Source organism: Amycolatopsis sp. NPDC049691 (assembly GCF_040675005.1).
In the GTDB taxonomy this organism is placed as follows: domain Bacteria; phylum Actinomycetota; class Actinomycetes; order Mycobacteriales; family Pseudonocardiaceae; genus Amycolatopsis.
In genome coordinates this window covers 16400-31696 of record NZ_JBFANX010000008.1, presented here as the reverse complement: position 1 = coordinate 31696, position 15297 = coordinate 16400, and the positions used below count along the sequence as shown (strand labels likewise).

Annotated in this window: 12 protein-coding genes and 2 tRNA genes; 9 read left to right on the top strand and 5 right to left on the bottom strand. The window is 72.8% G+C overall.

The window, feature by feature from the left end; genetic code table 11:
- The first annotated feature begins 1 nt into the window (after position 1).
- Genes AB0J40_RS19685 through AB0J40_RS19675 form a run of 3 tightly spaced genes read left to right on the top strand, consistent with a single transcriptional unit; the run spans position 2 to position 6185 of the window.
- A complete protein-coding gene (locus AB0J40_RS19685; RefSeq protein WP_364454825.1) occupies positions 2 to 1885 on the top strand; it encodes a dipeptide/oligopeptide/nickel ABC transporter permease/ATP-binding protein in 1884 nt (627 codons plus the stop codon).
- Positions 1882 to 2811: an ABC transporter ATP-binding protein gene (locus tag AB0J40_RS19680; RefSeq protein WP_364454823.1), complete on the top strand. Its 930-nt coding sequence runs from the start codon at positions 1882 to 1884 to the stop codon at positions 2809 to 2811. Before AB0J40_RS19685 ends, AB0J40_RS19680 begins: the two co-directional genes overlap by 4 nt.
- Before the next feature lie 26 nt (positions 2812 to 2837).
- Positions 2838 to 6185: a serine hydrolase gene (locus AB0J40_RS19675; protein ID WP_364454820.1), complete on the top strand. Its 3348-nt coding sequence runs from the start codon at positions 2838 to 2840 to the stop codon at positions 6183 to 6185.
- Here the strand turns inward: AB0J40_RS19675 and AB0J40_RS19670 are convergent.
- Positions 6175 to 7089 carry a zinc-binding alcohol dehydrogenase family protein gene (locus AB0J40_RS19670; RefSeq protein ID WP_364454817.1) on the bottom strand — a complete coding sequence of 305 codons (915 nt, stop codon included), beginning with the start codon at positions 7087 to 7089 and terminating at the stop codon, positions 6175 to 6177. The genes AB0J40_RS19675 and AB0J40_RS19670 overlap by 11 nt on opposite strands.
- Positions 7090 to 7163: 74 nt before the next feature.
- On the opposite strand from AB0J40_RS19670, the gene AB0J40_RS19665 reads away from it, so the two are divergent.
- The gene (locus AB0J40_RS19665) at positions 7164 to 7571 is read left to right on the top strand and encodes a MarR family transcriptional regulator (RefSeq protein ID WP_364454815.1); all 408 of its coding nucleotides are present in this window, start codon (positions 7164 to 7166) and stop codon (positions 7569 to 7571) included.
- A 241-nt stretch (positions 7572 to 7812) separates the two neighbouring features.
- Here the strand turns inward: AB0J40_RS19665 and AB0J40_RS19660 are convergent, their stop codons facing one another.
- Entirely contained in the window at positions 7813 to 9261 is a 1449-nt protein-coding gene (locus AB0J40_RS19660) for a DHA2 family efflux MFS transporter permease subunit (RefSeq protein WP_364454813.1), read from the bottom strand.
- A gap of 194 nt (positions 9262 to 9455) precedes the next feature.
- Between AB0J40_RS19660 and AB0J40_RS19655 the strand changes: the two genes are divergently transcribed.
- Positions 9456 to 9530, top strand: a tRNA-Val gene (locus AB0J40_RS19655).
- Between the two features lie 38 nt (positions 9531 to 9568).
- Positions 9569 to 9640, top strand: a tRNA-Val gene (locus AB0J40_RS19650).
- 164 nt (positions 9641 to 9804) lie between these two features.
- Here AB0J40_RS19650 and AB0J40_RS19645 read toward each other — a convergent pair.
- The gene (locus tag AB0J40_RS19645; RefSeq protein ID WP_364454810.1) at positions 9805 to 10404 is read right to left on the bottom strand and encodes a TetR family transcriptional regulator; all 600 of its coding nucleotides are present in this window, start codon (positions 10402 to 10404) and stop codon (positions 9805 to 9807) included.
- 77 nt (positions 10405 to 10481) lie between these two features.
- Here AB0J40_RS19645 and AB0J40_RS19640 point away from each other — a divergent pair, with 77 nt between their 5' ends.
- Positions 10482 to 11264, top strand: coding sequence for a methyltransferase domain-containing protein (locus AB0J40_RS19640; RefSeq protein WP_364454807.1), 783 nt, complete (start codon positions 10482 to 10484; stop codon positions 11262 to 11264).
- A 77-nt stretch (positions 11265 to 11341) separates the two neighbouring features.
- Complete coding sequence (locus AB0J40_RS19635) at positions 11342 to 11593, top strand: DUF4287 domain-containing protein (RefSeq protein WP_364454805.1); 252 nt, start codon at positions 11342 to 11344, stop codon at positions 11591 to 11593.
- 162 nt (positions 11594 to 11755) lie between these two features.
- On the opposite strand, the gene AB0J40_RS19630 is transcribed toward AB0J40_RS19635, so the two are convergent.
- Positions 11756 to 12502: an SDR family oxidoreductase gene (locus AB0J40_RS19630; protein ID WP_364454802.1), complete on the bottom strand. Its 747-nt coding sequence runs from the start codon at positions 12500 to 12502 to the stop codon at positions 11756 to 11758.
- A gap of 112 nt (positions 12503 to 12614) precedes the next feature.
- On the bottom strand, positions 12615 to 14051 hold the full coding sequence (locus AB0J40_RS19625; protein WP_364454800.1) for an MFS transporter: 1437 nt from the start codon (positions 14049 to 14051) through the stop codon (positions 12615 to 12617).
- A gap of 100 nt (positions 14052 to 14151) precedes the next feature.
- Between AB0J40_RS19625 and AB0J40_RS19620 the strand changes: the two genes are divergently transcribed.
- A complete protein-coding gene (locus AB0J40_RS19620; RefSeq protein ID WP_364454797.1) occupies positions 14152 to 15297 on the top strand; it encodes a cytochrome P450 in 1146 nt (381 codons plus the stop codon).

Genomic DNA, 15297 nt, shown 5'->3' with positions numbered 1-15297 from the left:
GATGGCGCGACGCGGATCGGCCTGGGCGGCGGCGGTGCGCACGCCGGTGGGCGCGTGCTCGGCGGTGCTGCTGGCGGGCGTCGTCGTGCTGGCGGTGCTGGCCCCGCTGCTGTGGAGCGACGCCGCCGCGGCGATCGACACCGACGCGATCGGCCAGAGCCCCTCCGGGGCGCACTGGTTCGGCACCGACGCCCTCGGCCGCGACCTGTTCTTCCGCACCCTGGTGGCGACCCGGCTCTCGGTCGGGCTCGCCGTGCTGGCCACCGCGATCGGCGTCGGCATCGGGGTCGTCCTCGGGACGCTGCCGTCGGTGCTGCCGCGGTGGGCGGGCCGGCTGCTCACCGCGGTGGTCGACATCGCGGTGGCGTTCCCCGGCCTGCTGCTGGCGCTGTTCTTCGCGGTGATCTTCGGCGTCGGCACCCAGGGCGCGGTGCTGGCGATCGCGTTCGCGGTGGCGCCGGCGTTCGCGCGGCTGGTGCAGACGCTGTCCGCGTCGGTCAGCGGCCGCGACTTCGTCGCCGCGGCCAGGATTTCCGGCGTCGGTCGGGTCCGCTTGCTGGCCCGGCACGTGCTGCCCAACATCGGCGAACCGCTGGTGGTCAACGCGACGATCGGGGCGGGCTCGGCGCTGCTCGCCTTCGCCGGGCTGTCGTTCCTCGGGATCGGCGTGCAGGCCCCGGACTTCGACTGGGGCCGGCTGCTGCGCGAGGGCCTCGACGGCATCTACGTCAACCCGGTGGCCGCGCTCGCGCCCTGCTGTGCCGTCGTACTGGCCGGGCTGGCGTTCAACCTGGTGGGCGAGACCGTCGCCGGCGTGGTCGGGGTCCGAACCCGCACGTCGCGGCGCGGAGCGGGCCCGCTGCCGTCCGTCCCCCCGGCGGTCGCGGCCGCACCCGCCGGGGACGCCGTGCTGGTCGTCGAGAACCTGCGGGTCGCGTTCCCGGGCCCGGGCGGCTGGACCGTGCCGGTGCGCGGGGTGAGCTTCAGCGTCCGCCCGGGCGAGGCGATCGGCGTCGTCGGCGAGTCCGGCTCGGGCAAGAGCCTGACCGCGCTGGCGGTGTCGCGCCTGATCGAGGCACCCGGCGTGGTCACCGCGGACCGGCTGGAGTTCGACGGCAAGCCCGTGGACAAGGCCCCGGACCGGGAGCTCGGCACGGCCCTCGCCATGGTGTTCCAGGACCCGATGACGTCGTTCAACCCGGCCCGCCGGGTCGGGCGGCAGCTCGCCGAGGTGTCCGAGCAGCACCACGGCCTGTCGCGGCGGGCGGCGTTCGCCCGCGCGGTCGACCGGCTGGCCGCCGTGCGCGTCCCGGCCGCGGCCCGGCGCGCCCGGCAGTACCCGCACGAGTTCTCCGGCGGCATGCGGCAGCGGGCGATGATCGGAATGGGCCTGATGGGACAGCCGAAGCTCGTCATCGCCGACGAGCCGACGACCGCGCTCGACGTCACCGTGCAGCGGCAGGTCCTGCGCCTGCTCGCCCGCACCCGCGAAGCCGAAGGCGCGGCGATCCTGCTCATCAGCCACGACATCGCCGTCGTTTCCCAGACGTGCGAACGGATGCTGGTGATGTACGCCGGGCGCGTGGTCGAGGACCTGCCGACCGGGAGCCCGGCCCAGCACCCGTACACGCGGGCGCTGCTGGCCACGACGGTCGACCTCGACACCGACCGCGACGAGCCACTGGCCGTGATCCCCGGCCGCCCGCCGGAGCCGGACCAGGTACCGGAGGGCTGCGCGTTCGCCGCCCGGTGCCCGCTGGCGTCGGACCGGTGCCGGACCGAGGACCCGGTGCTGGAACCGGCCGCGGAAGGCCACCGGGTCGCCTGCTGGCACCCGCAGGTGAGTGTCCTTTCCGGACAGTCGCACGAGGAGGGGGCGGCATGAGCGCACTGGAGTTCGCCGGGGTGAGCGTCCGGTACGGCAGGCTGACCGCCGTCGACGGCGTGAGCCTGACCGTCCCTTCCGGACAGGTCGTCGGCCTGGTCGGCGAGTCCGGCTCGGGCAAGTCCACGCTCGCCAAGGCCGCGGTCGGGCTCGCGCCGGTGAGCGCGGGCCGGGTGCTGCTCGACGGCACCGACGTGCGGCGGCTGCCCCGGCGCCGCCCGCTGCAGATGGTGTTCCAGGACCCGTATTCGTCGCTGGACCCGCGGATGGCGATCGGCGAGTCGATCACCGAGGCCATGCCCCGCGGCACGGCCCGCGGGGCCCGCCGCGCCGAGGTGGCCCGGCTGCTGGAGCTGGTGCACCTCGACCCGGAACGCGCCGGGATGCTGCCCGGGCAGCTGTCGGGCGGGCAACGCCAGCGCGTCGCGCTCGCCAGGGCGCTGGCCGGGCAGCCGAAGGTGCTGATCGCCGACGAGATCACCTCGGCGCTCGACGTCTCGGTGCAGGGCGCGGTGCTCAACCTCGTCCGCGACGTCCAGCGGCGGCTGGCGCTGTCGATGCTGTTCATCTCGCACAACCTCGCCGTGGTGCGGTACGTCAGCGACATCGTCGCCGTGATGTACCTCGGGCGGATCGTCGAGGCCGGGCCGGCCGAGCAGGTGCTCACCGACCCGCAGCACCCGTACACACGGGACCTGCTCGCCTCGGCGCCGTCCACGCACCGCGACCTGCTCGCCGACACCGACGACCCGCTCGCCGACACCGAACCCGCCGACCCGCACCACCCGCCCGCCGGGTGCCGCTACCACCCGCGCTGCCCGATCGGCCCGCTCGTGCACACCGACCGCACCCTCTGCACCCATGCCGACCCGGCCGCCGACGCCGCCCACCGGCCGCACCGCGCGGCCTGCCACTTCGCCGCGTGAACCCGTTTCCCACAAGGAGATCCCGCATGACCCGACGTCTGGGTACCGACGACCTGTACGCACTGGAGTTCCCCGAACAGCCGGCGATCTCGCCCGACGGGACCCGGATCGTCTACGCCGTGCGCACCGCCGACCGCGAGAAGGACACCGACACCCGCTCGCTCTGGCAGGTGGCCACGGACGGCGGCGAGGCCCGCCGGCTGACCCGCGGCCGGGCCGACGCGGCCCCGGTGTGGTCGCCGGACGGCACGCGGATCGCGTTCCTGCGCGCCCAGGACGGCCCGGCGCAGCTGTGGCTGCTGCCGGCCGACGGCGGCGAGCCCGAGCAGGTCACCACGCTGCCGCTCGGCGCGGGCACCCCGGTGTGGCGGCCCGACGGCGCGGAGATCGCCTTCAGCGCCCCGATCGACCTCGCCGCCGAGGAAGGCGAAGACGACGGCGCGCAGGGCCGCCGCGCGAGCGCCCCGATCGTCGCCGACCGGCTCGACTTCAAGGCCGACGGCGCCGGATTCCTGCGCACGCTGCGCAAGCACGTCCACGTCCTCGACGTCGCCACCGGCGAGGTCCGGCGGGTGACGGCGGGCGACTGGCACGCGGGCGACCCGGCGTGGTCGCCGGACGGCGGCAGGCTGGCCTTCCCCGCGGCGCGCGACGCCGACGCCGACCTCACGTTCCGCTCCGGCGTCTACGTTCTCGACCCCGGCGACCGCACCGCCGAACCCCGGTTGGCCGGCTCGGCCGACGGCATGGCCGGGACTGTCACCTGGACCGCGGACGGCGAAGCGCTGCTCGTCATCGGCAGGCGCGACACCGAGCCGGGCCACGCCGGCCTCTTGCGCGTGCCGCTGGACGGCGGCGAGACCGTCGACCTCGCCGCGTCGCTCGACCGCAACGTCATGCCGGGCGGCCCGGGCTACCCCGGCGCGGTCCCGCAGCTCGCAGGCGACGGCTCGACGGTCCTGTTCTGCGTCCGGGACCGCGGCTGCACGCACCTGTACGCCGTCGACGTCACCGGCGGGGAGCCGCGGCGCGTCCTCGGCGAGGCCGGCAGCGCGGTCGACGGGCTGAGCGTCGCCGGGACCACCGCGGCGGTCGTGCTCACCACGCCGACGTCGTTCGGCGAGGTCGCGACGGTCGACCTCACCGGGGGAGCGGCGCGGGTGCACACCGCCCACGGCCCGGCCGAGCTCGAGCTGTTCACCCGCGAGGAGCGGGAGTTCACCGTCTCCGACGGCACGGTCGTGCACGGCTGGCTGCTGCGCGACCCCGCCCGCACCGGCCCGCTCCCGCTGCTGCTCGACATCCACGGCGGGCCGCACAACGCGTGGAACGGCACGGCCGACGCCGTGCACGTCCACCACCAGGAGCTCGCCGCCCGCGGCTGGGCGGTGCTGCTGCTCAACCCGCGCGGCAGCGACGGCTACGGCGAAGCGTTCCTGACCGCCGCGGTCGGCGCCTGGGGCGTGGCCGACGCCAAGGACTTCCTCGAACCGCTCGACGACCTCGTCGCCGAAGGGGTCGCGGACCCGCGGCGGCTCGCGGTGACCGGCTACAGCTACGGCGGCTTCATGACCTGCTACCTCACCAGCCGCGACGACCGGTTCGCCGCCGCGGTCGCGGGCGGCGTGGTCAGCGACCCGGTCAGCATGGCGGGCACGTCCGACAGCGGCCACTACCTCGGTGTCGCCGAACTCGGCGCCGTCCCGTCGGAGAACCGCGCGCACTACGCGGCGCTTTCCCCGCTGGCACAGGTGGAAAAGGTGCGCACGCCGACGCTGGTGGTGCACGGCGCCGATGACGACCGGTGCCCGGCGGGCCAGGCCGAGCAGTGGTTCACCGCGCTGCGCGAGCAGGGCGTGCCCACGCGCCTGGTGCTCTACCCCGGCGCGTCGCACCTGTTCATCCTCGAAGGCAAGCCGTCGCACCGCGTCGACTTCAACCGCCGCGTCGTCGACTGGGTCGAGCAGTACGCGGGCGAGCCGGGCAAGCCGGCGCGGGTGCCGCTCGACGCCGCGCACTGGCGACGGCGCCTGGCCGAGCTCGCGCGCAAGCACCGCGTTCCCGGTGCGGCGCTGGGCATCCTGCGGCTCGACGGCGACGAGGTCGTCCAGGTGAGCCACGGCGTGCTGAACAAGGCGACCGGCGTCGCGGTCACCGACGACTCGGTGTTCCAGATCGGTTCGATCACCAAGGTGTGGACGGCGACCGTCGCGATGCAGCTGGTCGACGAAGGGCTGCTGAAGCTGGACGCGCCGATCGCCGACGTCCTGCCCGAGCTGCGGCTCGCCGACCCCGACGTCACGAAGAAGGTGACGCTGCGGCACCTGCTGACCCACACCAGCGGCATCGACGGCGACGTCTTCACCGACACCGGCCGCGGCGACGACTGCCTCGAGAAGTACGTCGCGATCCTCGACCAGGCCGCGCAGACCCACCCCCTCGGTGCGACGCTGTCCTACTGCAACTCGGGGTTCGTCCTCGTCGGCCGGGTGATCGAGAAGCTGACCGGCAAGACCTGGGACGCGGCCCTGCGCGAGCGGCTGTTCACCCCGCTGGGCCTCAAGCGGACGACCACCCTGCCGGAGGAGGCGCTCCTGCACCGCGCGGCGATGGGGCACGTCGCGGCCGGGGACGCCGAGCCCGAGCCGGCTCCGGTGTGGGGGCTGCAGCGCTCGGCGGGCCCGGCCGGGCTCATCACGGCCTCGACCGACGACGTCCTGGCGTTCGCGCGCATGCACCTGACCGGCGGCCTCGGCCCGGACGGCTCCCGCGTGCTCTCGGCCGAGTCCGCACAGGCGATGACCGAAGAGCAGTTCGAGATGCCGGACAAGGACACCCTCGGCGACTCGTGGGGCCTCGGCTGGATCCGCTTCGGCTGGGACGGCCACCGCGTGTACGGCCACGACGGCAACACGATCGGGCAGGCGGCGTTCCTGCGGATCCTGCCCGGGCACGGGCTGGCGGTCACGCTGCTCACCAACGGCGGCAGCACCCACGACCTGTACGAAGAGCTCTACCGCGAGATCTTCGCCGAGCTGGCGGGGGTCGCGATGCCGCAGCCGCTCGAACCGCCAGTGCCGGCTCCCGACGTCGACGCTTCGGAGTTCCTCGGCGTCTATGAGCGGGAGTCGGTCCGCACGGAGGTCCTCGACCGGGACGGGAAGCTGTGGATCCGGCAGACCGTCACCGGCCCGCTCGCCGAGCTGGTGCCGGAGCCGACGACCGAAGACGAGCTGGTGCCGGTCGGCCCGGCGCACTTCGCCTACAGCCCGGCGGGCATGCGTGGCTGGGTGTCGGTGACGTTCTACACGCTGCCGACGGGGGAGCGGTACCTGCACTCCGGCGTGCGGGCGACGCCGAAGGTCAAGGAGTGACGACGACGCGCTGAGTGCTCCTGGTGTCCCGCCAGGCCGGTCCGACGTCCTGGAGGGGCACCGGGCGCGCGTCGATCCGGAAGCTCTCGATTTCCGGCACGAGCGCCCGCAGCTCGGCGACGATGTCCTTCGTGGGCACCGAGCCCTGACCGCTGCCGACGAGCTGCAGGCGCGCCGCCCGGAGCGCGGCCGAGGGGAGTTCGATCGACGGCCCGGCGACCGAGCCGATCTCGACCCACGTCAGCGGGCGGGCCCGGTCGGCGCGTTCGGTGACGATCGTGCGCAGGGCTCCGGTGGTCGGCGGGCCCCAGACGTAGTCGAGGACGACGTCGACGTCGGCGGCCTTGGCCAGTTCGCCGAAGGTGAGGGCGTCGTCGGCGTGGACGCCGGCGAGCTTTTCCGGGTCGCGGCCGGCGGCGATCACCCGGCCGGCGCCGAGGTGCTTCGCCACCTGGACGGCGAGCCGTCCGGCGTTGCCGGTGGCGCCGAGGACCAGGACGTCCTGCCCGGCGGCGAACCCGATCCGCCGGCGCAGGGCGATCCAGGCGGACATCGCCGGGTTCATGCCGGCGGCGACGGTGATCGGATCGGCGTCTTCGGGCAGTACGACGCTGCGTCTCAGGTCCACGACCGTGCGCTCGGCCATCGAGCCCAGTGACGTGTCGGGGAGGACGAAGTACCGGAGCGTGCCGTCAGGGGCCCGGCCGACGCCGTCGATACCGGGGACGAGCGGAAGTTCACCCCTTCCGGTGTAGTGCTCGCCGCCGGCTTGAGAACGGACCCGTGGGTGCAGCCCGGCGGCGAGGACGTCGACGACGACCTCGTCTTCGGTGCGCGGCCGGGGCTCGGCGAACTCGCGGAAGGTGGGCGGAGTACCGAACTCGGTGACGACGGCTGCGCGCATGACGGCTCCTGTTAGTTGGTAATACCCACTACTTTAGATGGCAATACCAACTAGTTCAAGGTAGTCTCGACGGCATGACCGAACCCGACGAGGTGCTGGACAACCTCGCCCAGGTGTCCTTCGCGGTGATGGCCGTGCTGAGCCAGGTGGCGGCGGCGCACGAGCTTTCCCTGACGCAGCTGCGGGTGCTGGGCATCCTGCGTGACCGCACGCCGAAGATGGCGGAGCTGGCGACGCACCTGGGACTGGACCGGTCGTCGGTGAGCGGCCTGGTCGACCGCGCGGTCCGCCGCGGGCTGGTCGCTCGCGAGGCGAGCCGCGACGACGGCCGCTCGGTGCGCGTCAGCCTGACCCCGTCGGGCGGGGCGCTGGCCCGGGAGCTGACGGCGGAGGTGTCGCGGAAGATGGCACCGCTGACGTCCGCGCTGGGAACGGCGGACCGCAACCGGCTGGGCGTCCTGCTGGGGCGGATGCTGGCATGAGCCCGGTCACGTCGGGAACACCCGCGTTCGTGTGGCGTTGTACTGGGTGTCGGTACGACAGGAGTCCCCGGGCCTCACCCCTTGCCTTCACGGAGATCCAGTCCGGCTGGAGCCGCGTAGCGCCACTCGCCGCGAGGCGACCCCCGTACCGACCTCGAACTCCCGCTTCCGCTCGCAGGTTCCCCCCAGCCTTCGCTGAGCGGAAGCGGGACTTTTGTCCTCAGTGGACGGTCCGGCGCCGTCAGTGGTGCGGAGCCGCCTTGGCGCCGGGCGCGGACTTCCGGATCAGCCAAGTACCCGCGAAGGCGACCAACCCGATCACCCCGGCCACGACGAACGCCGCCCGCAGCCCGGAAGCGTCCGGCCCCGAGGCGGCGGCGTCGGAACTCCACAGCGTCGCCACGCTCACGAACACCGCCGTCCCCAGCGCGCCGGCCACCTGCTGCAGCGTCGACAGGATCGCGCTCCCGTGCGAATACAGGTGATCCGGCAGCACGCCCAGCGACTCCGTGAACAGCGGCGTCATCATCAGCCCCAGCCCGGCCATCAGCAGCACGTGGATCCCGATCACCGCGATCAGGGGCGAACCCGGCCCCAGCGTCGTGAACAGCCACAGCGACGCCGCCATCGCCGCCGCACCCGGGATCACCAGCGGACGCGCCCCGACCTTGTCGAACAGCGCCCCCACCGGACGGCCCAGCAGCCCCAGCACCAGCCCGCCCGGCAGCACCGCCAGCCCGCTCACGAACGTGCTCGTGTGCAGCACCGTCTGCAGGTACAGCGGCAGCAGGATCGCCGCCGCGCCGATCAGGCACACGAACAGCAGCGCCGTCAGCACCAGCGCCACCACGAAACTCCGGTGCGTGAACGGCCGCAGGTCCAGCAACGCCCGGTCACGGCGCTGCAACCGCAGCTGCCGCCACGTGAACACCACCAGCGCGACCACACCGACGACGATCGGCACCCACGCCGGCACCAGCGGCTCCGCCCCGGCCTGCTCGCCGCTCGACGACAGCCCGTACAGCACCCCGCCGAACCCGATCGCCGACAGCAGCACCGACGGCACGTCCAGCGGCACCCGCCGCGTCTCGCTGTCCAGCCGCAGCTGCAGCGCACCGGTCACCAGCGCCGCCACCGACAGCGGCAGCACGATCCAGAACATCCAGCGCCAGCCCAGCGACGAGAGCACCGCGCCACCGATCGTCGGCCCGATCGCCGGCGCCACCGCGATGACGATCGTGATCGTCCCCATCGTCGCGCCCCGGCGCTCCGGCGGCACCAGCCGCATCACCGTCGTCATCAGCAATGGCAGCATCACCGCCGTGCCGCACGCCTGCACCACGCGCCCCGCCATCAACATCCCGAACCCGGGAGCGAGCGCGCACAGCAGCGTCCCGAGACTGAACGCCGACAGCGAGAACAAGAACACCTGCCGCGGCGAGAACCGCTCCAGCAGGAACCCCGTCGTCGGGATGACCACGGCCATCGTCAGCAGGAACCCGCTGGTCAGCCACTGCACGGTCGTCGTCGGCACCCGCAGGTCGACGGTCAGGTCACGCAACGCGACGCTCAGGATCGTCTCGTTCAGGATCATCACGAACGCGGACAGCACCAGGACCCCGATGAGGAGCCCCGGCCGCGCCGGAGCGCGCTCCAGGTCGGCGGGCGGAGTGGACACGGTGTCGGTCATCGGGGCGGAAGCTCTCTCGGTCGGGCGCACGGGCCCGGCGACGGCCGGGGCGAAGGCGTGCGGTCTTCTTGCAGTCTGCCCGTTCCGTCGCCTTCGTGTCACGGCGGTTTCCGCAGTGCCCGCCGTCACAGGGGACCCCCTGCTGACGCTCCGGAACCATCCGATATGCTTCAGCAAGTACGGAGTTCCGCAGCGCGCGATTAGCTCAGCGGGAGAGCGCTTCCCTGACACGGAAGAGGTCACTGGTTCAATCCCAGTATCGCGCACCACGAGCCCACCCCCGGGATCTCGTGGAAGTTCGTACCACGGGCGATTAGCTCAGGGGGAGAGCGCTTCGTTCACACCGAAGAGGTCACTGGTTCGATCCCAGTATCGCCCACTCGATTCGGGGTAGCCCCTGTTCGCGGAATGCGCGAACAGGGGCTCTCTCGTTCTGTGTCTTGTGGGGGCCGAGCCCCCACACCCCCGCCGGGGGCAAGCCCCCGGACCCCCCGCGTGTGGTCGAGTGGCGACTTCGGCCGGCGGTTTGTCCTTAGTGGACTTTCAGAGAAGGCGGCGCTGGATCACGTCGGCGATTACCGTGTTCACCAGCTTCTGCAGTTCCTCCTCGTCCGGGAGCGTGTGCTTCTTGCGGCCCGCGAACAGCAGGTGGCTTGCGCCGATCAGTGACAGGGCAAGGGAATCCACGTTCGCGTCCGGCGCTATGCGGCCTTGTGCACGCTCTGCTGTCAGGTAGGCCGACAGCATCTCCCTTGCCTCTGTCAGGAACGGCAGGCCGTTGCCCGGGCGGCGAAGGCGTTCTCGCAGCTCGTCTCGGAAGAACACCAAGCTCGTCAGTGCTATCGAGACTGGGTCGAACAGCTCTGTCAGGGCGTCCGTCAGGTTCGTGGACACCGTGCGCGTTCCTGCCGAGGCCTCCAGGATCGCCGACTGGTCCGCCAGGCGGGCGATGCGGTCCTGGACCAGCTCCGCCAGGAACGCGTCGAAGTCCGCGAAGTGGCGGTGGAGTACGCCCTTCGCCACGTCCGCCTCGGCCGTCACCGCCCGGCTCGTCAAGGCGTTCGGGCCCTCGCGGAGCAGGACGCGCTCCGCCGCCTCGAACAGCTGCTTGCGTACATCCCGCAAGTGGACACCGGTCGGCATGGCCCCATTCTCCGTTACGCCCGCGGCGAACGCGCGGGCGGTTGCCCTAGTGGGCAACTGCCCATTAGAATGGGCGCATGCCCACTCAGCCTCATGAAGCCCGCCACTTCGCCGAATCCTTCGGTGTCGACACCGAACGCTACGACCGGGCCCGGCCCGAGTACCCCGCCGAACTCGTGCGGCGCGTCGTCGACGCGAGTCCGGGAACCGGCTTCCTCGACGTCGGCTGCGGTACCGGGATCGAAGCCCGGCAGTTCCGTGCGGCCGGCTGCCGGGTGCTCGGCGTCGACCCCGATCCGCGGATGGCCGCGTTCGCGCGCGGCACCGGGATCGACGTCGAGGTCGCGAAGTTCGAGGACTGGGACGCTGCCGGACGGACCTTCGACGCGGTCGTCGCCGGGCAGGCCTGGCACTGGGTCGATCCCGTCGCCGGCGCGGCCAAGGCGGCCGGTCTCCTGCGTCCCGGCGGCCTGCTCGCCGTGTTCGCGCACGTGTTCCAGCCGCCGGCCCCGGTGGCGGAAGCCCTCGCCGCCGGCATCCGGCGGGTGCTGCCCGATTCGCCGTTCGCCGGGGAGTCGAGAACGGCTGCGGAACTCTACGAGGTCATGTTCACCAAGTTCGCCGACGGGATCCGGGACGCTGGTGGTTTCGCCGCGCCCGAGCGGTGGTCGTTCGCGTGGGAACGGACCTACACCCGCGACGAATGGCTCGATCTGTTGCCCACGACCGGCGGCCTGACCCGGCTCGAGCCCGACGCTCTGGCGGACGTCCTCGGCGGCGTCGGCGCGGCCATCGACGCGCTCGGCGGTGGCTTCACGCTCGAGTACACGACGTTGGCGGTCGCGGCGAAGAAAGCTTGACAAGAAAAGTTGTCGGTGAGATCTTGGTGGCAAGCACGACAGACCGAAGAACCTTCGGGCCGAACTGGGAGTCACCGATGTCTTTTCAGGCCTACCTCGACAACGCCGAGCAGCAGACCGGCATCACCCCGCGCGCCTTCCTCGACCTGGCCGCGGAGAAGAACCTCACGAAGCACGGCGAAATCGTCACCTGGCTGAAGACCGAGCACGGCCTCGGCCACGGCCACGCGACGGCGATCGCGCGTCTCGTGACCAAGGGGCCGGAGTTCGTCGCCGCGCACCACACGGATGGGGTGCTGCACCTGGACGGCTTGGCCGCCCGATCCTGACTCGCCCCGGTCCTGCGAACGCGCGGCCCGCGACCAAAACGAGTAGCCGTCAAGCGACGCCCGGCCTCGGCCAACACTCGGGCGCCTTGTCACCAAGGCGCCCGAGTGTTGGCGCCACACACCTGGGCAGCGGCCGCCCCAAACCCGGGCGGCCACACCGGCTCACCCGATCGGTCCGAGGTACGTGCCGCCCGAAACGTCGAGCGTCCGGCCGGTGATCCACCGGCCGTCCGGTCCCGCCAAGAACGCGACCACCCCCGCGACGTCCTCCGGCTCGCCGATCCGGCCCAGCGCCGTCATCGCGGTCAGCCCCGCCGCCGCCTCCGGGATCGCCAGCAGCGGCTCGGTCAGGTCGGTGCGGATCGGGCCGGGCGCGACCGTGTTGACCGTGATCCCGCGGTGGCCGAGCTCGTTGGCCAGTGTCGGCGCCAGCGCCTCGACCGCCGCTTTGCTGACCGTGTAAGCGATCTGGCTCTGCACCGCGATCCGCGAAGCCATCGAGCCGACCGTGATCACCCGGCCGCCGTCGTTCAGCAGCGGCAGCAGCCGCCGGATCAGCAGCATCGGCGTCTTGACGTTGACCGCCAGCAGCCGGTCCAGCTCCTCCTCCGTCACCTCGCCGATGCGGCTGTGGGACCCGATGCCCGCGTTGTTGACCAGGACGTCCAAGCCGTCGAACGCCTCGGTGACGGCGTCGGCCAGCCGGTCGACGGCGCCGTCCGAGCCGAACCTGGCGCACACGGGGAACGCCTGCCCGCCGGCGGCCTCGATCAGCGCGACCGTCTCCTTGGCCGCGACCTCGTTGCCGCCGTGGTGCACCGCGACCACGGCGCCGTCGGCGGCCAGCCGCAGCGCGATCGCGCGGCCGATCCCGCGCGAAGCCCCCGTCACCAAAGCGTTCTTCGTCATGTCCGGCTCCTCCGGGTCGGTGCCGGGCCGTCGTGGCCCGGCGCTGTCCGAAGGTTTCCGCGCGGCGCTGACCGGACGCGCACCGCGCGCGAACCGCCCGCCCGGACGAGCGTCAGCGGCCGGCCGCGACGGGCTCCGGCGTCGCCGGCGAGCGCTGGGGCAGGAACGCGGCGACGCCGAGCGCGATGAGCGCCGCGGCCGAGCCCATGCCCAGTACGAGCCGGAACCCGTTCTGCGACGGCAGGTCCACCGGCCCGAACCGGATGGTCAGCCGCGCGAGGACCAGCCCCGCCGTCGCGCTGGAGACCGACGTCCCGATCGAGCGCATCAGCGTGTTGAGGCTGTTCGCGGCCGCGGTCTCCGACACCGGCACCGCGCCCATCACGAGCGAGGGCATCGCGCCGTAGGCGAGCCCGATGCCCGCGCCGATGACGCTCGACACCAGCACGAGGTGCCAGGTCGCGCTCATCAGCACGATGCCGAGCGCGTACCCGGCGGCGACGACCACCGCGCCGGCCATCAGCGTCGTCTTCGGGCCGCTGGTGGCCGTGATGCGCGCCGACACCGGCGCCAGCGCCATCATGACCAACCCCGACGGCGCCATCACCAGGCCCACCACCAGCATCGACTTCCCGAGGCCGTAGCCGGTGGCGGCCGGCAGCTGCAGCAGCTGGGGGAGCACCAGCGACATCGCGAACATCGCGAAGCCGAAGACGGCCGACGCGATGTTCGTCAGCAGCACCTGGCGCCGCGCGCTCGTCCGCAGGTCGACCAGCGGCCGCGGGGTGCGCAGCTCCCACCGGCCCCACAGCAGCAGAACCAGCACGGCCGCGGCGAACAGGCCGAGCGTGGCCCCGCTGCCCCAGCCCCAGTCGGCGCCCTTGGAGACGGCCAGCAGCAAGCACACCAGCGCGACCGACAGCCCGGCCGCGCCGAGGACGTCGAACCGGCCGCCGGTGCGCACCGGCGACTCCGGCACGAGCGCGACGACCAGCGCCGTGACGGCCACGCCGAGGCCGGCCGCGGTCCAGAACAGCACGTGCCAGTCGGCGTTCTCGGCCAGCAGCGCCGCGGCGGGCAGGCCGAGCGCGCCGCCGACGCCGAGCGACGCGCTCATCAGCGCGGTCGCCGAGCCGAGCCGTTCGGCGGGCAGCTCGTCGCGCATGATGCTGATCCCGAGCGGGATGACGCCGGCGGCCAGTCCCTGCAGTGTCCGGCCCGCGACCATCGGCACGAGGCTGTCCGACAGCGCGCCGATCGCCGAGCCCGCGACGAGCGCGCCGAGGCTGACGAGCAGCATCCGCCGCTTGCCGTACATGTCGCCGAGCCGGCCCATGGTCGGCGTCGCGACCGCGCCGGCGAGCAGGGTGGCGGTGATCGCCCAGGTGGCGTCGGCCGCGGAGGCGTGCAGCAGCCCGGGCAGGGCCGGGATCAGCGGGATGACCAGCGTCTGCATCAGCGAGACGGTGATGCCCGCGAGCGCGAGGACCCCGACGACGAGGTTCGCCCGCGGCGACGCCTCTCTCGCGGGCGTGGATGGGTCGGGCACGAAGAGTCCTCCGGGGGTAGCTGAATTAAATCAGTCGCTTGACTTAGCGTAGCAGCCTTCGGTTGACTGATCACGAACCGACGGCCACCGCGGAGGAACGATGACGAGCACCGCCGAGATCCCCGAGTTCCCGATGACGCGCGCCGCCGGCTGCCCGTTCGACCCGCCGCCCGCGGCCCGCGCGCTGCAGGCGGAGGCACCGCTCGCGCGCGTCCGGCTGTGGGACGGCAGCACGCCGTGGCTGGTGACGCGCTACGCCGAGCAGCGGTCGCTGCTGGCCGATCCGCGGGTCAGCGCCGACATCACCCGCCCCGGCTACCCGAGCCCGGCGCCGCTGCCGAAGGGCGGCACCGGGATCAGCTTCATCCTGATGGACAACCCGGAACACGCGCGGCTGCGCAGGATGGTGACGGCGCCGTTCACGATCCGCCGCGTCGCCGCGATGCGCCCGGCGGTGCAGCGGATCGTCGACGAGCAGATCGACCGGCTGCTGGCCGGGCCGAAACCGGCCGACCTCGTCGAAGCGTTCGCATTGCCGGTGCCGTCACTGGTGATCTGCGAGCTGCTCGGCGTCCCGTACACCGACCACGGCTTCTTCCAGGAGAACAGCAAGGTCATCATCCGGCGGGACGCGAAGCCCGAGGAGCGGGCGGCCGGGCACCGGGCGCTCGTCGGCTACCTCGACCGGCTGATGGGGGAGAAGCTCGCGGCGCCCGGCGACGACCTGCTGTCCGGGCTCGCCGGCCGCGTCCACGCGGGGGAGCTGTCGCGGACCGAGGCGGCGCAGATGGGCGTGCTGCTGCTCATCGCCGGGCACGAGACGACGGCGAACATGATCGCGCTCGGCACCCTGGCCCTGCTTGAGCACCCCGACCAGCTGGCGCTGCTGCGGGAGTCCGCCGACCCGGCACTGGTCGCGTCGGCGGTCGAGGAACTGTTGCGGTACTTGAACATCACGCACAACGGCCGCCGCCGCGTCGCCCTCGAGGACATCGAAGTCGCCGGCGAGACCATCCGCGCGGGGGAGGGCCTGATCCTGGCCAACGACGTCGCCAACCGCGACCCCGAGGTGTTCCCCGACGGCGACCGGCTCGACCTCACCCGCGACTCGCTCGAGCTGCAGGTCGTCTACGGCACGCTGTACCGCCGGATCCCGACGCTCGCACTGGCCACCGACGTCGAGCGGGTCCCGTTCAAGCACGACGGGTCCGTGTACGGCGTCTACGAGCTGCCGGTCACGTGGTGA